This window comes from Sphingomonas sp. F9_3S_D5_B_2 (assembly GCF_054263715.1).
Map to the genome: position 1 here is coordinate 626,563 of NZ_JBSZFB010000001.1, position 20,512 is coordinate 647,074.

Genomic DNA, 20,512 nt, shown 5'->3' on the forward strand with positions numbered 1-20,512 from the left:
GGGCGCCTCGGCATCGCAGGAGACTTGAATGTTCGACACGTTGAGCGATCGGCTCGGCAGCGTATTCGACCGGTTGCGGGGGCGCGGCGCGCTCACCGAGGCCGACGTGCGTGCTGCCATGCGCGAGGTTCGCGTCGCCCTGCTCGAGGCCGACGTAGCGCTACCTGTCGCCCGCGATTTCGTTGATCGCGTCACGGAGAGAGCCGTCGGCCAGGAAGTGCTGCGCTCGGTCACTCCCGGGCAAATGGTCGTCAAGTACGTTCACGATGCCCTTGTCGAGACGCTGGGCGCCGACACCGCGGAGCTCGACCTCGCAGTCAGCCCGCCGGCCGTAATCATGATGGTCGGGCTCCAGGGCTCCGGCAAGACGACGACCACGGCCAAGCTCGCCAAGCGGCTTTCGGAGAAAGAGCGCAAGCGGGTGCTAATGGCCTCGCTCGACGTGGCTCGTCCGGCTGCTCAGGAGCAGCTCGCGGTGCTTGGGCGCCAGGCAAACGTCGACACCCTACCGATCGTCGCCGGGCAGCAGCCCGTGGATATCGCGAAGCGGGCGCTGCACTCCGCCAAGCTGCAGGCCTATGACGTGGTCCTGCTGGACACCGCCGGACGCCTTCACGTCGACGAGCAGCTAATGGCCGAGATGAAGGCCGTCGCGTCGGCTTCGCAGCCAACCGAGACGCTCCTCGTCGTCGATGCGCTGACCGGCCAGGATGCCGTCAATGTCGCGCAAGGCTTCTCGGCGGAAGTGCCGCTGACGGGTGTCGTGCTGACCAGGATGGACGGAGACGCTCGTGGCGGCGCGGCGCTGTCGATGCGTGCAGTCACCGGCAAGCCGATCAAGTTCGCGGGCGTTGGCGAGGGACTCGACAAGCTCGAGGCGTTCCACCCCGATCGCGTGGCCGGCCGAATCCTCGGCATGGGCGACGTCGTCAGCCTCGTGGAGCGAGCGGCAGAGACGATCCAGGTCGAAGAAGCCGAGAAGATCGCGGCCAAGATGGCCAAGGGGAAGTTCGACCTCGACGACCTCTGGGCGCAGCTCAAGCAGATGCAGCGGATGGGCGGCATCGGCGCGCTCGCGGGCATGATGCCCGGGCTGAAGGGCATGAAGGACGCTGCGGCAAAGGCTTCGGACAGCAAGGCGCTGGTTCACATGGAAGCCATGCTCTCGTCGATGACCGCCAAGGAGCGCGCGAAGCCCGAGGTGATCAACGCCAAGCGCAAGATCCGCATCGCCAAGGGCAGCGGAACGACTGTTCAGGAGATCAACAAGCTCCTGAAGATGCATCAGGAAATGGCCAACGTCATGAAGCGGCTCAAGAAGATGGGCGGCCTCGGCAAGCTCGCCGCGATGTTTGGCGGCGGCGGTGGTCTGGGGGGACTCGGAGGCGCCGGCGGAGCTGGTGGCCTCTCGGGGCTTGGCGGCGGCGGCGGAGCCGCGCTTCCGGGACTTGGCGGCGGTTCCCCGTTCAACCTCCCGCCCGGCTTCGACAAGTTTTCAAAGAAATAACAAAACGCACTGAAAGGAATAAGAAATGGCTCTTGCAATTCGTCTCGCCCGTGGCGGCGCCAAGAAGCGGCCCTACTACCGCATCGTGGTCACCGACAGCCGCAGCCCGCGTGACGGCCGCTTCATTGAGAAGATTGGCACCTACAATCCGCTGCTCGCCAAGGACTCTCCGGAGCGCGTGAAGCTCGACGCCGAGCGCGCGTCGCACTGGCTCTCGGTCGGCGCACAGCCGTCGGACCGTGTCCTTCGCTTCCTCGACGCCGCCGGCATCCGCGAGCGGACAGCTCGCACCAACCCGAACAAGGGCACGCCTGGCGAGAAGGCCAAGGAGCGCGCCGAGCAGCGCGCCACCCGCGAAGCCGAGGCCGCCGAAGCTGCCGCCGCTCCGCAGGAGGAGGCCGAGGCCGTTGTCGCCGCCGAGGTCGAGGCTGCAACTGCCGAGCCGACGCCCGAAGCCGAAACCGTAGCCGAAGCCACTGCCGAGGAAACTCCGGCAGCCGAGCCCGTCGCGGAAGCGCCGGCTGAAGAAGCTCCCGCCGAGGCAACTCCGGCTGACGAAGCCGACAACCAGGGCGAGTCCACTGCCGAACCGGCAGAAGGCAGCGACGACGTCGCTCCGCCCACCTCCGAGTCGCCGCAGGCGGTGGAGGCATCCGGCGAAGGCGAGTCGACCCAGGAGCCCGCGGAAGGCGCTGTCGAAGACACCAAGGCCTGAGCATGTCGACGGAGGACCGCAGCGAGCGCCGCATCGCTCTCGCTGCGGTCGCCGGAGCGCAGGGCATCAAAGGCGAGGTCAGGCTCAAGCTGTTCAGCGAGACTGCGCAGAGCCTGGCCGTCCACAAGATTGTGACTGTCGGCGGGGTCGAGCGACGCCTGATTTCGGTCCGGGACGCGGGGAAGGCTGCCGTCGCTCGCCTTGAGGGGGTCAACGACCGTTCAGCAGCCGAAGCGCTGCGGGGTTCGCTGATCGAAGTCGACCGTGAGGCCCTGCCGCCGCTCGAAGAGGGCGAATATTACCACGCCGACTTGATCGGGACGCCGGCCGAGGATGCTGCCGGTCATCCCGTCGGCACGGTGGTCGCGGTGGAGAATTACGGCGCGGGCGACCTCCTCGAGATCGCCACGGAAGACGGCAAGCGCTCGCTGATCCCGTTCCTACCGGGCGTTGCAGACATGGTGGATGGCCGCGTCATCCTCGACCCGGAATTCCTCGCATAGTCAGCGACCTTCGCGCACTTCCCACAAGCGAAAGCGATTGTCCTCGCCGGAGGTGACGAGCCAGCGTCCGTCCCGGCTGAAGGCGACGAAGATGACATCGTCCGGGTGCGGCAGGTTCGCGACAAGTGCGCCGTCGCTCGTCCGCCAAACACGGACGGAGTCGCCGTCGCCGCCAGCGCCGGTAAGCTGGTGCCAGAGCTCTGCGATGGCACCCCGGGCATGGCCGCCACTGGCAAGCCACCGGCCATCGGGACTGAACGCGACCTTATCTACGTGCATCCCGTTGCTGATGGTCCGCAACGGCGCACCATCGGTGCCCCGCCAGAACCGGATTGTAGAGTCGTCGCTGCCGGTGGCGAGCAGCTTGCCCTCCGGGCCGTAATCGAGGCCAACGACCGCCTGGGTGTGACCCGTGATACTTTTCACGGGCTGCCCCGTCGCGGCGTCCCAAAGGCGGACAGTGGCGTCGAAGCTGCCGCTAGCGAGGCGAGCACCGTCCGGACTGAAACGAACTTCCCAGATGTTGCGCTCGTGGCCACGAAGTAAGTGAGGCGACGCGGGCGCCGACAGGTCCCAGATGCGCACGATCGCGTCTTCTCCGGCACTCGCCAACTCCGAACCGTCCGGCGACACGTCCAGCGACCAGATCGGCTTTCCCGACCCGGCAAGAACACCGGTCTGTCTACCCGTCCCCAGATCCCACAGGCGGATTGCGCCGTCGTAGCCGGCAGTGACAAGGGCTGCCCCGCCTTTGCTGAAGACTACCGCCGTTGCGCCGCCTGGGTGCCAGAGCTGCTTCACGACGTGCCAGTTGGCAGTGTCGCGAACGGTGATCAGTCCTGAGGCGTCGCTGGTCGCGAGCAACCGTCCATCGCGGCTGAATGCAGCTTGCCGGGCCGGTGCGCGTGCCGGCCAGGTCGCTGCCAGCTTGGCGGTTAGTCTTGGTCCAGACTCCACCGGTGCCGGCGAGGAGCTGCAAGCGGAGACCAACGCAATCAAGGCAATCAATACACCAACGCGCATAGACGGGCCTCCTGCCCATCGATTAGCAGCGGTGTATTACATGAGCAATACGGCTAACTGCCGTCTTCAGCCGCGACGAGTGCGCGGACCGGCTCACGCCAGCGCGGTGCCTGCCCCGCCAGATCGTTGCGTATCGTCGTGGCCGCCACTCCGCCTTCGCCCATGGCGTGGCTGATCTGGTCGAGGCCGAGAACGACGTCACCTGCTGCGTAGAGGCCGGGAACGCTGGTGCGCTGGTGGTCGTCGACCTTCACGCATGCGTCGCCTGACAAGTCCGCGCCGACCATCTCGGCGAGTTGCGTGTGCGTGTCCGAGCCGAGCGCCGGATAGACGCTGTCGAAGGCGTGGGTGCCTTCGCCGGTCTCCACGACGATGAAGCCGTCGGAAATCGCTACGGCATTTGCGGGCCCGTCAACACAGGTGATGCCGGCGGCCTTGAGCTTCTCCTGATCTTCCCTGCTCAACTGGAGCGCGGTGTCCGGCGCGATCAGCGTCACGTCGGCGGTGTAGCTTCGGATGAAGACGGCTTCCGCCACCCCGTGTGTGTCGCTGCCGATCACGCCGACCTTCTTGTCGGTCACTTCATAGCCGTCGCAGATGGGACAGTAGCGGATGAGGCCGCGCGACATGGCGTCGTCATGCAGTTCGGTATCCATCGGCGGACGCCGGTTGGTGACGCCTGTTGCAAGCAGGATGGTCCGCGCCTGGCGGCAGCCGGATCCCCACGTCCCGGTGAAGAGTCCGGTTTCCTCGTCGCGCTCGAGCTTGGTCACGAACTCGGTCTGCACCTTGGCATTGTACTTGCACGCCTGTGCCCGCATGCGCTCGAGAAGTTCTTTACCGTTGATGCCATCCGGAAAGCCGGCGTGATTGTGGCTGCACGGGATCCACGAAGCCCGGCTCTTGCCACCGTCGACGACCAGGATGTCGAGGTGGAAGCGGGCGAGATAGATCGCCGCCGTGAGGCCGGCCGGGCCGCCGCCGATGACGAGGCAGTCGAGAACAGGATCATCCATGCCTCGCCCAATGGATTGTGATAGCGGCGGTTCCGCCATGCCGTTCCGAGCCAGCATATTGACCCTCTATCCGGAGATGTTCCCGGGCCCGCTCGGGACTAGCCTCGCCGGCCGGGCTCTCGAGCAGGGCATCTGGAGCGTCGAGGCGAAGAACATCCGCGACTTCGCCACCGACAAGCACCGGAGCGTCGATGACACCCCGGCCGGCGGCGGGGCAGGGATGGTGCTTCGGCCGGACGTCCTTGCCGCAGCGATCGACAGCGTTGCGGACGAGCGGCCGATGCTTGCGCTGACGCCGCGGGGTGCGCCGCTAACGCAGGAGCGTGTTCGGCAGCTTGCGGGTGGCCCAGGCGTCGTCCTGCTGTGCGGGCGCTTCGAGGGTTTCGACGAGCGGATTTTCGAGGCTCGCCAAGTCGAGGAGGTCTCGATTGGCGACTATGTCCTCTCCGGCGGCGAGCTTGGCGCAATGGTGATCCTCGATGCTTGCGTAAGGCTGCTCCCCGGGGTAATGGGCGCGGCCTCCAGCGGTGAGGAAGAGAGCTTCGAACAGGGGCTTCTCGAATATCCGCACTACACCCGGCCTGTTACATGGGAAGGGCGCACGATCCCCGAGGTGCTGCGATCGGGGGATCATGCGAAGATCGCGGCGTGGCGACACGAACGCGCGGTCGAAGATACACGGCTAAGGCGGCCGGACCTGATCGAGCGCCACGGGGGCGTATCGCAGGCACCGCCCTCTGGCGCGCGGCGACGAGATACGAAGGTGAATTGAAGTGAACCTGATCGAGACCCTCGAGCGCGAAGCCATCGACGCGCTCACCGTAGACAAGCCCGTTCCTGAATTCCGTCCTGGCGACACGCTCCGCGTCGGCGTCAAGGTGATCGAAGGGGACCGTACCCGCGTGCAGGCCTTCGAGGGCGTGTGCATCGCCCGCGCCAACAAGGGCGTCGGCTCCAGCTTCACGGTGCGCAAGATTTCGTTCGGCGAGGGGGTCGAGCGCGTCTTCCCGCTCTACTCGCCTATCATCGACAAGATCGAGGTCGTGCGCCGCGGTGACGTTCGTCGCGCGAAGCTCTATTATCTGCGCGGCCGCACCGGCAAGTCGGCCCGCATCGCCGAGCGCCGGGAGGTTCGCAAGGACGTCGGCGGCGGGCAGGGCGCCCAGACCGAAGCTTCGGCCAGCGAGAGCAAGGCCTGAGTCCCTTGCAGTGCGGACGAATGCCGTTCTAACCAATCAGGGCGCTCCTTCGGGGGCGCCCTTTTCGTTTGCGTGGGGAGCGCGTTCCATGAAGTTGCTGAGATTTCTCGCTGCAGCGAGCGCGTTTGCCATGCTTGCTCAGCCATCGGTCGCAGGCGCCCAGACGGGGCAGCCCACGGCGCGAACCCCAGCCACGCAGGTGCCGATGCTTTCGATCGAGCGAGTCTTCGATAGCCCGTCTCTCAACGGCCCGGTCCCGCGCTCGCCCAAGCTGTCGCCGGACGGCCGCTATCTGGCGGTTCTTCGCAACCGGACCGACGACCTCCAGCGCTACGACCTGTGGGCGTTCGACCGCCAGACCAACAGCTGGACGATGCTGGTCGACTCGGAGAAGCTTGGCACTGGCCAGGAGATCTCCGAAGCGGAGAAGATGCAGCGCGAGCGCAAGGGGACGGTCAGCCTGAAGGGCATTGTCACCTACGACTGGTCGGCAGACGGCAAGTCGATCCTCGTGCCGCTCGATGGCGTGCTCTACCTCGCTCGGACCGACGGATCGGTGACACCATTGAAGGGCACAGGGCAGGGCGACGTTCTCAACCCCGTGCTCAGCGAGACCGGGAAGTACGTCTCCTTCCTTCGCGACAACCGCCTGTGGGCTGGCAAGGTGGGTGGTCAGATCAAGCCGCTCACTCCGCAGCAGGGCAAGCTCATCCACTGGGGCGAGGCGGAGTTCATCGCCCAGGAAGAGCTCGACCGGCAGACCGGCTATTGGTGGTCGCCGAAGGATTCGCACATCGCAGTCGAGCGGTTTGACGAGTCACCCGTGGCGGTCGTCACCCGCGCGGCGATCGGCGCCTCCGGGACCAAGACCTTCGAGCAGCGCTATCCCGCGGCCGGCGGTCGCAATGTCGACGTATCTCTGTTCATCGTTGACCCCGTCACCGGCAAGAGGGTGCAGGTCGACCTCGGGCCCGACCGCGACATCTACCTGGCTCGGGTCGACTGGGCTCCCGACGAGAAGACGCTCTACGTCCAGCGCGAGAATCGCGCGCAGACCAGGCTCGACATGCTCGCCGTCAATCCGGCGACGGGCAAAAGCCGCGTTCTGTTCAGCGAGACGGCGGTGCCGCAGCATTGGATCAACCTGACCAGCAACTACAAATTCCTCGACGACGGCAGCCTCATCTGGTGGTCCGAGCGCGACGGGTTCGGTCATCTGTATCGCTTTGCGAACGGCGCTTGGACGCAGCTGACGCAAGGGCCGTGGGTGGTGACGGACCTTGCCGGGGTCGACCAGAAGACGCACCGGCTGTTCTTCACGGGCACCAGGGACGACGTCCTCGCGCCGCAGGTCTATTCGATCGACTATCTGCAGGGCGGGGCGCCCCAGCGGCTCACCGATGCAGCGTTCGCGAATGGCGCTTCTATGGACAAGAAGGGCCAGACGCTGCTCGTCACCCGGTCCTCGCCGAGCCAGCCGCCGCAGACCTATCTTGCGGACGAGGGCGGCCAGCGCCTGACCTGGGTCGAAGAGAACAGGCTGGACGCCAATCACCCCTATGCGCCTTACCTTGCCAGTCACCGCGCGCCGACTTTCGGCACGATCAAGGCTGCGAACGGAACGACGCTCTATTGGAAGATGATCACGCCGCCGATCGAGCCCGGCAAGCGCTACCCAGTGCTGTTCGAGCATTATGGCGGCCCGACTTCCCAGACAGTGACGAAGGGCTGGGGCGGACCGCTCGAGCAGGCGATCGTCGACAAGGGCTACATCTATTTCGAGATCGACAATCGCGGGTCGGAACATCGCGGCGTGGAGTTCGAGAAGCCGATCTACCGCGCCATGGGATTCGTCGAGGTCCAGGACCAGAAGACCGGCGCCGCCTACCTCAAGAGCCTCGCCTTCGTCGATCCGGCCAAAATCGCTATCGATGGCTGGTCATACGGTGGCTACATGACGCTCAAGATGCTGGAGGCCGACCCGGGCTTCTACGCAGCAGGCATTGCCGGTGCGCCGGTGACCAAGTGGGAGCTGTACGACACGGCCTACACCGAGCGGTACATGGGGACACCGCAGGCCGACGCCGCGGCCTATGGCAGGTCGGACGCCATCGCCGATGCCGGCAAGATCGCGGATCCGCTCCTGGTCATCCACGGCATGTCGGACGACAACGTCTTCTTCGAGAACAGCTCGGAGCTGATCGCCAAGCTGCAGCACGACAACGTGCCGTTCGAGATGATGCTGTATCCGGGTGAGACGCACCGTTCCGGCGGTCCGAAGATGCTGGCCCATCGCTGGAACACCATCTTGCGGTTCCTGGCATCTCACGGGATGTCGGCGCCGCAATAGGCACGCCAACCGCCCTGCGCCTTGGCGTGGCAACGCCGACTTCCCATCTCGCAATCGGCTGCTCGCTGCGATAGGCGCGACACGGTCGAACTGGAGATTTGAACATGGGCTATCGGGTCGCGGTCGTCGGGGCCACCGGCAACGTTGGGCGCGAGATCCTCAACATCCTCGCCGAGCGGCAATTTCCCGTCGATGAAGTTGCAGCCGTTGCATCGGCCAGCTCGACGGGTGACGCCATCGACTTCGGCGACAGCGGCGAAGAGCTGCGGGTCAAGAACCTCGAGCATTTCGACTTCGCCGGCTGGGACATCGCGCTGTTCGCGGCGGGGTCCGAGGTGTCGAAGATCCATGTTCCGCGGGCGGCGCAGGCCGGCTGCACGGTCATCGACAACAGTTCGCTTTATCGCATGGACCCGGACGTCCCGCTGATCGTGCCAGAGGTGAACTCGGACGCGATCGCCGGCTACACGCGCAAGAACATCATCGCCAACCCCAACTGCTCGACCGCGCAGCTCGTCGTCGCCCTGAAGCCGTTGCACGACGCGGCGAAGATCAAGCGGGTGGTCGTGGCCACCTATCAGTCGGTCTCCGGCGCCGGGAAGCGGGGCATGGACGAGCTGTTCGAGCAGTCGCGCAACATCTTCGTCGGCGACAACAACGAACCCGATTTCTTCACCAAGCAGATCGCCTTCAACGTCATCCCGCACATCGACGACTTTTTGGATGACGGCTCGACCAAGGAAGAGTGGAAGATGGTCGTCGAGACGAAGAAGATCCTCGATCCCGCGATCAAGGTGACTGCAACCTGCGTGCGGGTGCCGGTCTTCGTGGGGCATAGCGAAGCCGTCAACATCGAGTTCGAGAACGAGATTTCGGCGGACGAGGCGCGTAACATCCTGCGAGAAGCGCCCGGCGTGATGGTGGTCGATAAGCGCGAGAACGGCGGCTACGTGACCCCCGTCGAAGCCGTGGGCGATTACGCGACCTACGTCAGCCGCATCCGCGAGGACTCGACGGTCGAAAATGGCCTCTCCCTCTGGGTGGTCAGCGACAATCTCCGCAAGGGCGCCGCTCTCAACGCGGTGCAGATCGCCGAGCTGCTCGGGCGCAAACATTTGAAGAAGGCTGCCTGAGGCACTAGCGTTCCCGCCCTGATCAGGAAGGCACGGCATGCGTCATTTAGCGACATCGGCAATCGGTCTGCTTGCGCTCGCCGGTTGCAAGGCTGCCGAGACCGGCCACGCTGCTGTCAGCAAGGCGGAGGCGACGCGCATCGCCGAGCAGGCCGAGGCGAGCTTCACCAACGGCGACCTCAACGCGATCATGAACCAGTATGCCGACGGCGCAGTGATGATCGACGCATCGCATCCGGCAGCAAGCACCGACCGCAAGGTGCAGACGAGCTGGGCGCAAAGCTTCGTCAGCATGAAGCCGGCTGACTACCACGTACCGGACCGCCAGATTCAGATCGTCGGACCGGATGCGTTCGTGAGCTCCGGAACGGAAGTGTTTACCGTTGCCGCCGGCGCTGCCCGGCCGACCGTCAGTGCTCGGTTCACCGACGTTTACCAGCGCCAGAAGGACGGCAGCTGGAAGATCGTCCACGAGCACGTCTCGATGCCGCCGACGTCAGCACCGGCTGCGCAATGAGCGAGAGCATGGGTGGGGGCTGCGCGTGCGGCCGCGTTCGCTTCACTGCGAACATCGCGAGCAACGACGCCTACCTCTGCCACTGCCGCATGTGCCAGCGCGCGACCGGTTCGGTTTCGATCGCCTTTACGGGGGTCAAGCGAGCGGATGTCACGTGGGAGCACGAGCCCGACTGGTACGACAGCTCGCCGATCGCGCACCGGCCCTTCTGCCGGGAGTGTGGCACGTCCCTTGGCTTTCAGTTCAAGGACGATGGTGAGAACATGGACCTCAGCGTCGCCACGTTCGATGATCCAGATTGCTTCGTGCCCAAGCATCATTTCGGGGCCGAGAGCATCCACCGCGCCTGGCTCAACACGGAAGGGCTGCCGGAAATCCGCACCGAAGACCACCACAAGCTCGTCGAAAAGTGGAAGGCAGTGACCGGCAGCTTCCCAGGATGATCGACCCGACAACGCACTTCTGGACCGCGTCCGACGGAGTCGAGCTTGCCTACCACGAGCTGGGAGAGGGCAGGCCCGTCGTCCTTCTTCACGGGCTGTTCTCCGACGCGCAGATGAACTGGATCAAATTCGGGCATGCCGAGCGGATTGCGGCCACCGGGTTTCGCGTCGTCATGCCGGACCTGCGGGCGCATGGCCTGAGCGGTAAGCCGCACGGGGAGCAATTCTACCCGCGAGGGATCCTCGCCCGTGATCTACGCGAACTCGTCGCGCACTTGCAGCTGACGGACTTCGATCTGGGCGGCTTTTCGCTCGGGTCGCGAACGACCGTGGAGGCTGTCGGCGAGGGGCTTCGGCCGAGGCGGGCAATCCTCGGCGGTGCTGGCGTCGAGGGTCTGCGCGAGTGGAAGCGGCGCAAGACCTTCTTCGTCGAGGCGATCGCGATGTTTGACACGGTCCACCGCGGCGACCCGCACTGGCTGTCGATACAGTTCATGAAGAGCCAGCACGTCGACCGCATCGCGGCCGCTCAGCTTCTGGAGAGCTTCGAGGACGCATTCATGGAATGGCTGCAAGCCTTCACCATGCCGACGTTGGTGGTGTGCGGCAGTGAAGACGACGACAACGGGTCCGCGGAGGCGCTCGCTAGCGCGATTCCCAACGCCACTTTCGTGGAGGTCCCCGGGACTCACATGAGCTCCGTCACGAAGCGAGAGCTTGGGGAAGCAATCGCCGCCTTCCTAGCCGCATAAGAAAAGGGGCGCCCGTGAAGACGCCCCTTTGTTTATCAATGCGCCAGACAGGTTAGCCGACCGGCGACTGATTGACCTGGCCACGGCCGCTCGGGCTCGAGGTCGAGCCACCACCGGTGGTTGCGCCGAGGCTCGCGTTGCCCGAGCCGGTCTCGCTCATGCCGGAGCTGCCGCCGGTCGTCAGGCCGCCGGTGCCGTCGCCACCGCTCCAGCCGCTCGAGCCTTCGCCCGAACTCATGTTCTGGGTCCATTCGCCGATCTGGTCGCTGAGGTTGCTGAGCTGGTCACTGATCTGCGCGCGGCGCGACCACAGGAAGAGGCCTGCCGCTGCTGCGCCGGCGGCCGCCGCCGCCGCTGCGATCGGCCGATTACGGGCCATTTCCATAACCCCGCCATTGCTGCGGCTGCCGCTTGCGCTGCTGCCGCGATTGCCGCTGCTGTTGCTGCCGCCGCCATTGCGGTTGTTTCCGCCGCGATTCCTGCTGCCCTGATTTGTCTTCGCCATGCTGGTCTCCTTTTTTCGGTTTACTGAACGTTGATCGCCCAACGATTCAGCATCGTTACCGTTGCCCCCTCGGCGCGACGGAGCGCCAAGGGGAGCCGGAGTAGCGACCAGCAGGCGGAACCGGGCTCAGGCGGTTTGTAGCTGCTCCAGCATGTTCTCGGCGCTCGACGCCCGGTACTCGCCGGGGCCTTCGACATTGAGCTGCTCAACGACACCGTCGTTGACGATCATCGAGTAACGCTGCGAACGCTTGCCCATGCCGAACTTGCTTCCGTCCATCGCGAGGCCGAGCGCGTCGGCGAAGGCGCCGTTGCCATCGGCGAGCATGGTGATGTCGCGGGAGCCGTCGCGCTCGCCCCAGGCTGCCATCACGAACGGATCATTGACGGAGATGCAGGCGATCTCGTCGATCTGCCGGCTTTTCAGGTCCGACGCTTTCTCGACATAGGAAGGGAGGTGGCGCGCTGAGCAAGTGGGCGTGAATGCACCTGGCACGGCGAAGAGAGCCACGCGCTTCCCGCCGAAATACTCGGCCGAGGTTGTCGGCTGAGGACCTTCGGCGCCGGCAATGGTAAGCGGCACGTCCGGCAGGCGGTCGCCGACTTGGATGGTCATGGTGTGCTCTCCTGGAGAAATGATGAGCGGCAGATAGGCGCGCCCGACGGTCGCCTTCAAGCCTGCGGCGAGCCGTGTCGAACCGGGTTGCCCGTGCCGCCGACGCGGACCATGGTCGCTTCCGTGGTCGACAACCCTGCATTCCTCTCCGGCAAGCTGCTGCTGGCGATGCCCGGAATGGCGGATCCCCGCTTCGAGCGGGCGGTGATGGCGCTGTGCGTGCACGACGAGAATGGCGCGATCGGCATCGGCATCGGGCACAAACGGGCGGGCATCAGCTTTCGCGGTCTTCTGAAGCAGCTGGAGATTGATCCTGGCCAGGCGCCCGATTGCGCGGTTCACCACGGGGGCCCGGTCGAGCCTGGACGGGGCTTCGTCCTCCACTCGACGGATTGGGGTGGGCAGGACACGCTCCAGGTCAACGGTCCCGCAGGGCCACTGTTCGCCATGACCGGTACCATGGACGTGCTGAAGGCGATCGCGGAGGGGCGGGGTCCCTCCAAGTGGATCGCCGCGCTTGGCTATGCAGGCTGGGGCGAGGGACAGCTCGACCAGGAGATGACGCGGCACGGCTGGTTCGCTGCGCAGGGCGATGCCGGCATCCTGTTCGACACGCCGACCGACGAGCGCTGGGCTGCAGCCTTCAAGTCGGAAGGGATCGATCCGCGCCTGCTGGTCAGCGAGACTGGCGCCGCCTGAGGCGACGCGTCGTCTCGCAATAGACATATAAAGAATTCTTTATATTTGCCTTTGAAGGCTCGCGCGGGTAACGGCTGCACTGACCCGCGGCCAGCGCCGCACATCATTGCATTTGGAGAATTCGACGTGGCGACGCAGGCTGAAACCCGTTTCAACGACTATGTCGTGAAGGACCTTGGCCTTGCCGACTTCGGCCGCAAGGAGATCGAGATCGCCGAGACCGAAATGCCGGGCCTCATGTCCCTGCGCAAGGAATTCGGCGCCTCGAAGCCGCTGAAGGGCGCGCGGATCACCGGTTCGCTGCACATGACCATTCAGACTGCCGTCCTCATCGAGACCCTGATCGAGCTTGGCGCGGAGGTTCGCTGGGCGTCGTGCAACATTTTTTCGACGCAGGACCATGCCGCCGCCGCGATCGCGGCTCGCGACATCCCGGTTTTTGCCGTCAAAGGCGAAAGCCTCGAGGAATATTGGGACTACGTCACCCGGATCTTCGACTGGGGTCATGACGAGACCTGCAACATGATCCTGGACGACGGCGGCGACGCGACGATGTTCGCTTTGTGGGGCGCTCGTGCCGAAGGCGGCGAGACACTCTTCACCCCGTCCAACGAGGAAGAGGAAATCTTCGTCGCCACGCTGAAGAAGTTCCTGTCCGAGCGCCCTGGTTATCTCACGAAGACGGTCCAGACCATCAAGGGCGTGTCGGAAGAGACGACGACTGGCGTCCACCGGCTCTACGACCTCGCCAAGCAGGGCAAGCTCCCGTTCCCGGCGATCAACGTAAACGACAGCGTCACCAAGTCGAAGTTCGACAATCTCTACGGCTGCAAGGAAAGCCTGGTCGACGCCATCCGCCGGGCGACTGACGTCATGCTCGCCGGCAAGGTCGCGTGCGTCGCCGGCTACGGCGATGTCGGCAAGGGTTCGGCTGCTTCGCTCCGCAACGGCGGCGCCCGCGTGCTGGTGACCGAAGTCGATCCGATCTGCGCGCTTCAGGCGGCGATGGAAGGCTATGAAGTCGTGACGATGGAGGAGGCGACCCAGCGTGCCGACATCTTCGTCACCGCGACCGGCAACATGGACGTGATCACGCTCGACCACATGCGGGCGATGAAGAACATGGCGATCGTCTGCAACATCGGCCACTTCGACAGCGAGATCCAGATCGGCGCGCTGAGCAACATGAAGTGGACCGAGATCAAGCCGCAGGTCGACGAGGTCGAGTTCCCGGACGGCAAGAAGATTATCGTCCTGTCGAAGGGCCGCCTGGTGAACCTCGGTAACGCAACGGGGCACCCGAGCTTCGTCATGAGCTCCAGCTTCACCAACCAGGTGCTGGCGCAGATCGAGCTGTGGACGAACACCGAGCAGTACAAGAACGACGTCTACGTGCTTCCGAAGCACCTCGACGAGAAGGTCGCCCGGCTCCACCTTGACAAGCTCGGCGTGAAGCTGACCACCCTCAACGACAAGCAGGCCGCCTACATCGGCGTGTCGCAGGAAGGGCCGTTCAAGCCGGACCACTACCGCTACTGATCAGGCGTCGGAGAGCAGCCCAAGTGCCTCGCGCAATGGTTGGAGCCACTGCGCGTAGGCCTTCCAGACGCCGACTCCCTCACGGTTGAGGGGGCGCCGGACCTGCTCGGCGCTCGGCGTGCGAACCACGCGGTCGGATGCGTAGAAGGTCAGCACGGCCTCGTCCCAGTCGAGGCCGAGGTGCTCAAGAGTACCGCGAAGCACCTGCTCGGGCTCTTCGATGAGCTGTTCATAGCGGACGTGATGAATGAAGTCGGGGCTCAAAGAGCTGACATGATCCATCAGCCGGGCATAGTCGCGATAGGTGCTGCCCATGTGCGTCAGGTCGAACGATGACGCGTGCACGCGCGAGAAGAACTGGATATAGTTGGAGAAGCAGCAGTCCATCGCGTTGCGTCGAATCTCGATAAAGCGCGCCTGCGGCAGGATCTCACGAATGAACAGAATGTCGCTCCAGTTCATCGGCATCTTGTCGATGAAGTACGGCGCATCTGTCCGTCGATGGAGCGACGCGCGCTGCATGTAGTCTGCCCCCAGCGCCTGTTTTTCCTGCTCGCTCAAGCGGCCGATAAGCTCTGGAACCTTGATCGGCTCGCGGCGAGTGTGGATCTCCACGACAGATCTGACGAGAGCGCGCACATAGGGTAATTCGCCGACCGCTTCGATCCGCTCGTGCCGATCCAGCATCTGCTCAAGGAGCGTGGAGCCGGAGCGCGGCATGCTGATCACGAAGACCGGAACGGGCCCAGTTGGTTCTGCCGCTGGTGCTGGCCTGTCTGCGGTCGAGGCGAAGACCCGGATGAATTCCGTCACCTCGTCGGACAGCTCCCTCGGGTCGTAGTTGAGCTCACTTGACCGCAGTTCATTCGCCTCGGAGTAATGTTGGAATGCACGCGCGAAGTCGCCGCGGTCGTGCCATGCGCGGCCGAGCGCGAAATGAAGCGGCACGATGTTCCTGGCATCAATCGCAATGCCGAGTGCCTCGTCCATCGCCACGATATCGGCATCCGACAGCACCTTGGATTTGATGCTGGCAATGCTCCACCAGGCTTCGCCGCATTCGGAGTCGACGCCGATCGCCTCTCGATATGCTGCGACGGCATCCTCGGTGCGGCCCGCAGCACGGAGGCTGTGGCCGTAGGCGATCCAATATTGAGCAACATCCGACGTCCGCTGGAGCAGGGCCTCATGGGCGGCGATCGCGTCTGCATTCCGATCGAGCTTGTGGAGGATCATCGCCCGCGTGGCCGCGATCTGCGGGTCGGTTGTGCGCTCCTGGAGATAGCTGAACGCGTTCAGCGCATCGGCCAGGCGTTCCTGCTGGTACAATGCAGAGGACAGCTCCCGTTGTACTTCTATCGTCTGCAAGCCGAGCGCGAGGGCGCGCCGAAGGAACTGCTCAGCCTGCACGAGCGCCCCCGTCTTGACGGCAATCATACCGAGCAGCGCCGTTCCGCGCGGTTCGTCGGGATTGTCGCGGAGATGCTGAATGACTTGGGCTGCCGCGACGTCGAAGTGGCCGCGGTCAAGCTCGACTGCAGCGGCCGCTAGGGCGGGAAAAGCCTGCAGACCTCTCTCGTTCACGACCGTGCCGCGTGCGAAGTCTCGTAGCCCAACAGGACGCGAAGGCCAGGTACCGCATAATCAACAAGGCGCTTGTGTCGCTCCGGCAACTCGTTGGGGACCTCGAGACGAATTCCGGACAGGTTCTCGCGTGCGGTGCCGCTCTGGGCAGGGTCTGCGCCCACCCGCACACGCTCCCGCCAGTTCGGCGGAAGCTTGGCGATGCCGGCCGCTGCTAGCAGCGTTGCAAAAAACTGCTCCGCTTCTGGCGCGTCGAGATTCCGGGCGTGGCGTCGCAACTCTTCGAACTTGACGGGAAACACGTCGGGAGAACCCAACCATGCGGCGACGTTAAATTCGTACATGTCGGCCAGGGACGGCGCTTTGGTTGTGATGCCGAAGATCATCAATGAGAGCAGGTCATCGACGCTTAGGCGCCCTTGCTTGAGGTAATCCGTATTCCCGACGAACTGGTCTGCCAGGAAGAAGCGGGCGCGAGAGAGAACCCAGTCGTACGGATCGCGGAAGAGCAGGATCTTCCGCACTTCGGAGAGTTCGATCGCGGATGCGTCGGAGAAGAACAGGTGACCGTAGCTCATAAAGCTGCGGGCAGGCTCGAACGCAGCGAGGTGCTCCTGCAGGTTCTGCCACTGGATGAACTGTTTGCGGTATTGCTGCTCCACCGGCACGAACATGCGAATGACATTCTTGAGCAGGTGACTGCCGCTCTTCTGGATGCTGTTCAGAAACAGGGGCTCTCTCAGCGGTTCGGGCGAAAAGCCGATTGTCGCTTGGTCGAGGCTGTCCGGTTTCATGACGATTCTGGGCATTCCACCCCGTGATAACGGTCGCTCGGTCACAAAAAAAGGGGCGGCAGTTTCCTGCCGTCCCGTTGCTTTGCGTCTGTGGCTTTAGAACTTCTTCGAGAAATTCAGGAAGGCTCTGCGACCCTGGAAGTCGTACTGCGAAGTACCGACAACCGGTCCGATCAGGGACGGCAGACCCGAACCGCCAATGGTGCTGACCCGGGGCGGCCGCGTGTCGAAAATATTCCGGACACCGAACGTGAGTTCCAGACCTGACTTCGGAAACTCCTTCGTGATCGAAGCCGCGTGATAGAACACGTTTGGAACGGTCAGTCTCTCGCAATAGACTCCCCAGATCGGTGACGGATTGTCATCGTTGCAGAGCGAGCCGCCGTTGCGCTCCTCGTACAGCCGATTGTTCGACGCTTTGCCGTACCATTCGGTGCCCCAGAAGAACGTCCAGCCATTGCCCGGCCTCCATGACGCATTCAAATCGGCTACGAACTTCGGATCTCCAATATTGCCGTTGTTGATTACCGCCGGGCTTCCTGGAAGGAGAACGATCGAGTCCTTGATCTGGCGAGTTGCGTTGCCGGTGAGTGTCAAGGAACCGAGCCGTCCGAGGTTCTGCTGAACCACCAAAGTGAAGTCGACGCCCGAATTTTTCTGGTTGGCGATGTTCACGTAGCGGTCGGTGATCGTCGTGATGGCGAACGGATTGCCAGTAGTCCCGCGTTCGAAGAGGCTGCAGAGCGGGTCGGTTGGGAAATCGGGCGAATCATAACATCCGAAGATGATGTTGCGCGGCCCCAGCTGGGTGACCTCGTTCTTCACCTTGATGTTGAAATAATCGATCGCCAGGCTCACCCGAGTCCGCGGTAAGAAGCTGAAGCGGGGCGTCAGAATAACGCTTGCTGTCCACGCCTTCGAGGTTTCTGGGTCTAGTTCACCCAATCCGCCGATCGAGAATGAAGTGGGCGTAATCGAGGCCCCTCCGAAGGTTCCCGGGATACCCTGTGAGGCGCAGTTATCCGCAATCCTCTGATCGATATTGCCCTGGTCGAGGTTGAACTGCCAGTTGACGCAGGGATCGATCGTGCGGCCGCTCGGGAAGCTCGTTTCCAGCGACTTCACCTGCTCAAAGAGAGCCGGCGACCGGAACGAGGTTCCATAGGTGCCGCGGAAGCGCAGCCAGTTGTTGACGGCCCAGTTTGCGCCGAGCTTGTAGGTCCAGTTGCCGTTGTCGCTGTCGCTGAAGTTATCCGACGCACGGGTCGTCTTCACGCTGGTGATGCGCGCCGCTGCGTTCAGCGACAGGTCGCGGAAGAACGGATGCTCGCGGATCAGCGGGACCTGGAGCTCACCGTAGGCTTCGGTCGAGACCGAATGCCCCTTCGATACGCCTGCTGTGGTGTTGCCCCAAGCATTGCCGGCCTGCGTGATCTCACCGGGAACGTCATTGAGCGCGTCGCGGCGGCCGCTGATGCCGAAGGCGAGCCCGACCGGTCCGCCAGGCAGTTGGAAGAGGCTGCCGGTGATAGACGCTTCACCCGAGAGCTGGGTGTAGATCGTCTTGCCCTTTTCCCAATCGAATAGGTAGTCGGCGAGCTCGGCGGATTCCTGACCCAACAAGAAGTACGGGTCGGTCCACGGAACGTCCATGCAGGCCTTGCCGGAGCGTGAAAGGTTTGTCCCGACGCACGAAGCGCTCTGGAAGAAAGACACGTCGTAAATGTCTTGAAGGAACTGCTCGGTCTTATAGATGCCCTTGTTGTGGCTGTACTGGACGTAAGCGTCGTACGACCAACCCTTTAGGAAGCCGCCAAGGTCGCCCCGGATCCCGCCCACTCCCCGCCAATAATCCACTCGCTGGCTTGAGTCCGCGTGATTGGTAAGTGCGGTCGGGCTGAGCAGGTTTTGACCGGTCCATCCGGGCGCCCAATAGGTGGGATAATAGTCGCTCGTGCCACCGAACGTCCAAATCTGGCGCCAGCCATTCTGATAAGTGCTACGACGGTTGGCCAGGAACTCGCCGTACATCTCGATGGCATCGCTGAACTTGTACGAACCATCCGCATAAACGGTGTACCGAGACGTCTTGGGAATGATCGTCTGCTCGCCGGCGAACGGATTGTAATCATTCTGGATTGCGCTTGAGGCTGGATCGTAACCCGTAGGGAACCAGCCCGGCGGAGTACCGAAGCAATTGCCCGGCACGTCGCCGCAGCCTGAAATCGGCGGAACTCCAAGGTGTTCGCCGGGATACTGGAACTGCATCAGGTTGACGGGGCCCACGTAGGTGCCGTCCGCCAAGTGCAGATTTCCCGCGCCGTAGCCGTACAGATATTCCTGATCGTACGTCCAGACCTGGCCGACCGGCAGGTCTTCGCAGTGGTACTTGCCGGTGCGCGGATCGATCAGATCGGCACGCTTGCCGCTCTTGTTGAAGATGTAAGCTTCCGGGCAGTCCAGGTATTTGCGGTCCTTGCGGGCCAGTTCGTTCTGATGGAACGCATCCACTGCAACCATGATGTGGCCGCGGTCATGCCCGAACTTCTTGCCCCAAAGCACGCTGACGTCGAACTGCTCGCCGCCTAGGTGCTGCGGGGCATTGACGAAGCCATCGACCTGCACACCCTCGAAGTCCGTCTTGGTGATCAGGTTGACGACCCCCGCAACCGCATCCGAACCGTAAATCGATGAAGCGCCAGTCTTCAGGATGTCCACCTGCTTCACGATCGATTGCGGAAGCACGTTGAGGTCGAACGAAGAAACGCCGCCGCGAGTACCCGCCGGTCCTGCGCGACGGCCATTCAACAGGACGAGCGTGCGGTTCGGTCCTAGACCGCGAAGGTCGATGGTCTGCGACCCCGGACCGCCGTTGGTCACGAAATTTGAAGACAGAGCAGAAGTGATCTGGGTCGAACCCGCCGCAATCGGTGACGACTGAAGGGTCTCGGCCGTGCTGAGCTTGCCTTCCCGTTGCGCAATAACCGGATCGATGCGGGACACCGGGTCCGGGCTGGTGAATTCCGGCTGGCGAATGCGAGTTCCGGTAACAACGATTGCACGCGAGTCTTCGGTTGCACCAGTGTCGCCGCCGTTGTTCGCCGGATTGCCGCCTGGGGGCGTCTGGTTCGCCTGTTGCTGGTCGGCAGCCGGCGGCACCTGGTCTGCCGGGGGACTCTGAGGCACCGCCTGTCCAGCGGTTTGCGCGAAAGCCGGCTGTGCAGCAAGCAAACTGCCGGTGGATGCGCTCAGAAGCAGGCTCGCACGGATCATTCCGCGTCCACGGGTCGGCTGGCGCATAATTTGGTTCCCCTGAGTGCACGCGCGGCCCCTGGCCGCACTGATGAATCTTAAATGATCGAACAGATTTGCGGCTCCAACACCGGCTGTCAATGCAAGGCTGAAGAAGCATTCATGCAACCGCGCGAGTGTTGCGTGCTTGCCACTCGGAAGCCGCCGCTCTTCGTCCATCGTTCCACAAATTGAATGGCGGCTGCGGGACGCGCCATCGATGTTTGTTGCAACAATACGACACGCTGCGAAAATCAGTTGCGATTGCCGACGAGTAGGATTGCCACGCAAAAGTTGGAGGGTCAGGGACTTTTCCTCCAGATTAGA

Annotated in this window: 18 protein-coding genes and 1 pseudogene; 12 read left to right on the top strand and 7 right to left on the bottom strand. The window is 63.7% G+C overall.

Annotation, left to right across the window (positions count from 1 at the left end; translation table 11 throughout):
- Positions 1-28: 28 nt before the first annotated feature.
- From ffh to rimM, 3 genes and pseudogenes are all read left to right on the top strand, one after another.
- Complete coding sequence (ffh, locus tag ACUXST_RS03020) at positions 29-1,507, top strand: signal recognition particle protein (RefSeq protein ID WP_458388463.1); 1,479 nt, start codon at positions 29-31, stop codon at positions 1,505-1,507.
- Positions 1,508-1,532: 25 nt separating this feature from the next.
- Positions 1,533-1,991, top strand: a pseudogene (gene rpsP / locus ACUXST_RS03025) (30S ribosomal protein S16); the annotation flags it as partial.
- A gap of 233 nt (positions 1,992-2,224) precedes the next feature.
- Complete coding sequence (gene rimM, locus ACUXST_RS03030) at positions 2,225-2,725, top strand: ribosome maturation factor RimM (protein WP_458388464.1); 501 nt, start codon at positions 2,225-2,227, stop codon at positions 2,723-2,725.
- On the opposite strand, the gene ACUXST_RS03035 is transcribed toward rimM, so the two are convergent.
- Both ACUXST_RS03035 and ACUXST_RS03040 read right to left on the bottom strand, forming a co-directional pair.
- Positions 2,726-3,682, bottom strand: a complete 957-nt coding sequence (locus tag ACUXST_RS03035) for a WD40 repeat domain-containing protein (RefSeq protein ID WP_458388465.1) — start codon at positions 3,680-3,682, stop codon at positions 2,726-2,728.
- A 119-nt stretch (positions 3,683-3,801) separates the two neighbouring features.
- Positions 3,802-4,764 (bottom strand): NAD(P)/FAD-dependent oxidoreductase, encoded by a 963-nt coding sequence (locus ACUXST_RS03040; RefSeq protein WP_458388466.1) that lies wholly within the window; start codon positions 4,762-4,764, stop codon positions 3,802-3,804.
- A 37-nt stretch (positions 4,765-4,801) separates the two neighbouring features.
- Here ACUXST_RS03040 and trmD point away from each other — a divergent pair, with 37 nt between their 5' ends.
- From trmD to ACUXST_RS03075, 7 genes are all read left to right on the top strand, one after another.
- Complete coding sequence (gene trmD, locus ACUXST_RS03045; RefSeq protein WP_458388467.1) at positions 4,802-5,536, top strand: tRNA (guanosine(37)-N1)-methyltransferase TrmD; 735 nt, start codon at positions 4,802-4,804, stop codon at positions 5,534-5,536.
- A 1-nt stretch (position 5,537) separates the two neighbouring features.
- Positions 5,538-5,963: a 50S ribosomal protein L19 gene (gene rplS, locus ACUXST_RS03050; protein ID WP_458388468.1), complete on the top strand. Its 426-nt coding sequence runs from the start codon at positions 5,538-5,540 to the stop codon at positions 5,961-5,963.
- An 88-nt stretch (positions 5,964-6,051) separates the two neighbouring features.
- On the top strand, positions 6,052-8,313 hold the full coding sequence (locus ACUXST_RS03055) for a DPP IV N-terminal domain-containing protein (RefSeq protein ID WP_458388469.1): 2,262 nt from the start codon (positions 6,052-6,054) through the stop codon (positions 8,311-8,313).
- Positions 8,314-8,417: 104 nt separating this feature from the next.
- Entirely contained in the window at positions 8,418-9,446 is a 1,029-nt protein-coding gene (locus tag ACUXST_RS03060) for an aspartate-semialdehyde dehydrogenase (RefSeq protein ID WP_458388470.1), read from the top strand.
- 37 nt (positions 9,447-9,483) lie between these two features.
- Entirely contained in the window at positions 9,484-9,963 is a 480-nt protein-coding gene (locus ACUXST_RS03065; protein ID WP_458388471.1) for a YybH family protein, read from the top strand.
- Positions 9,960-10,406 carry a GFA family protein gene (locus ACUXST_RS03070; protein ID WP_458388472.1) on the top strand — a complete coding sequence of 149 codons (447 nt, stop codon included), beginning with the start codon at positions 9,960-9,962 and terminating at the stop codon, positions 10,404-10,406. Before ACUXST_RS03065 ends, ACUXST_RS03070 begins: the two co-directional genes overlap by 4 nt.
- Positions 10,403-11,158: an alpha/beta fold hydrolase gene (locus tag ACUXST_RS03075; RefSeq protein ID WP_458388473.1), complete on the top strand. Its 756-nt coding sequence runs from the start codon at positions 10,403-10,405 to the stop codon at positions 11,156-11,158. Before ACUXST_RS03070 ends, ACUXST_RS03075 begins: the two co-directional genes overlap by 4 nt.
- A gap of 52 nt (positions 11,159-11,210) precedes the next feature.
- On the opposite strand, the gene ACUXST_RS03080 is transcribed toward ACUXST_RS03075, so the two are convergent.
- Both ACUXST_RS03080 and ACUXST_RS03085 read right to left on the bottom strand, forming a co-directional pair.
- Positions 11,211-11,663 carry a hypothetical protein gene (locus ACUXST_RS03080; RefSeq protein ID WP_458388474.1) on the bottom strand — a complete coding sequence of 151 codons (453 nt, stop codon included), beginning with the start codon at positions 11,661-11,663 and terminating at the stop codon, positions 11,211-11,213.
- Between the two features lie 126 nt (positions 11,664-11,789).
- A complete protein-coding gene (locus ACUXST_RS03085; protein ID WP_458388475.1) occupies positions 11,790-12,278 on the bottom strand; it encodes a redoxin family protein in 489 nt (162 codons plus the stop codon).
- Between the two features lie 111 nt (positions 12,279-12,389).
- Between ACUXST_RS03085 and ACUXST_RS03090 the strand changes: the two genes are divergently transcribed.
- Positions 12,390-12,977 (top strand): YqgE/AlgH family protein, encoded by a 588-nt coding sequence (locus tag ACUXST_RS03090; protein WP_458388476.1) that lies wholly within the window; start codon positions 12,390-12,392, stop codon positions 12,975-12,977.
- 126 nt (positions 12,978-13,103) lie between these two features.
- Positions 13,104-14,516, top strand: a complete 1,413-nt coding sequence (gene ahcY, locus ACUXST_RS03095) for an adenosylhomocysteinase (RefSeq protein WP_458388477.1) — start codon at positions 13,104-13,106, stop codon at positions 14,514-14,516.
- Here the strand turns inward: ahcY and ACUXST_RS03100 are convergent, their stop codons facing one another.
- From ACUXST_RS03100 to ACUXST_RS03110, 3 genes are all read right to left on the bottom strand, one after another.
- Positions 14,517-16,100, bottom strand: coding sequence for a tetratricopeptide repeat-containing sulfotransferase family protein (locus tag ACUXST_RS03100; RefSeq protein WP_458388478.1), 1,584 nt, complete (start codon positions 16,098-16,100; stop codon positions 14,517-14,519).
- Positions 16,097-16,909 (bottom strand): hypothetical protein, encoded by an 813-nt coding sequence (locus ACUXST_RS03105; protein ID WP_458388479.1) that lies wholly within the window; start codon positions 16,907-16,909, stop codon positions 16,097-16,099. Before ACUXST_RS03105 ends, ACUXST_RS03100 begins: the two co-directional genes overlap by 4 nt.
- 81 nt (positions 16,910-16,990) lie before the next feature.
- A complete protein-coding gene (locus tag ACUXST_RS03110) occupies positions 16,991-20,167 on the bottom strand; it encodes a TonB-dependent receptor domain-containing protein (protein WP_458388480.1) in 3,177 nt (1,058 codons plus the stop codon).
- Positions 20,168-20,512 lie beyond the last annotated feature (345 nt).

Excerpts from the sequence above, each read along its gene's own strand:
- ffh (WP_458388463.1), top strand. The coding sequence starts at position 29 with ATGTTCGACACGTTGAGCGATCGGCTCGGCAGCGTATTCGACCGGTTG.
- rimM (WP_458388464.1), top strand. The coding sequence starts at position 2,225 with ATGTCGACGGAGGACCGCAGCGAGCGCCGCATCGCTCTCGCTGCGGTC.
- ACUXST_RS03040 (WP_458388466.1), bottom strand. The coding sequence starts at position 4,764 with ATGGATGATCCTGTTCTCGACTGCCTCGTCATCGGCGGCGGCCCGGCC.
- trmD (WP_458388467.1), top strand. The coding sequence starts at position 4,802 with ATGCCGTTCCGAGCCAGCATATTGACCCTCTATCCGGAGATGTTCCCG.
- ACUXST_RS03055 (WP_458388469.1), top strand. The coding sequence starts at position 6,052 with ATGAAGTTGCTGAGATTTCTCGCTGCAGCGAGCGCGTTTGCCATGCTT.
- ACUXST_RS03060 (WP_458388470.1), top strand. The coding sequence starts at position 8,418 with ATGGGCTATCGGGTCGCGGTCGTCGGGGCCACCGGCAACGTTGGGCGC.
- ACUXST_RS03065 (WP_458388471.1), top strand. The coding sequence starts at position 9,484 with ATGCGTCATTTAGCGACATCGGCAATCGGTCTGCTTGCGCTCGCCGGT.
- ACUXST_RS03070 (WP_458388472.1), top strand. The coding sequence starts at position 9,960 with ATGAGCGAGAGCATGGGTGGGGGCTGCGCGTGCGGCCGCGTTCGCTTC.
- ACUXST_RS03075 (WP_458388473.1), top strand. The coding sequence starts at position 10,403 with ATGATCGACCCGACAACGCACTTCTGGACCGCGTCCGACGGAGTCGAG.
- ACUXST_RS03080 (WP_458388474.1), bottom strand. The coding sequence starts at position 11,663 with ATGGCGAAGACAAATCAGGGCAGCAGGAATCGCGGCGGAAACAACCGC.
- ACUXST_RS03085 (WP_458388475.1), bottom strand. The coding sequence starts at position 12,278 with ATGACCATCCAAGTCGGCGACCGCCTGCCGGACGTGCCGCTTACCATT.
- ACUXST_RS03090 (WP_458388476.1), top strand. The coding sequence starts at position 12,390 with ATGGTCGCTTCCGTGGTCGACAACCCTGCATTCCTCTCCGGCAAGCTG.
- ACUXST_RS03105 (WP_458388479.1), bottom strand. The coding sequence starts at position 16,909 with ATGCCCAGAATCGTCATGAAACCGGACAGCCTCGACCAAGCGACAATC.
- ACUXST_RS03110 (WP_458388480.1), bottom strand. The coding sequence starts at position 20,167 with ATGATCCGTGCGAGCCTGCTTCTGAGCGCATCCACCGGCAGTTTGCTT.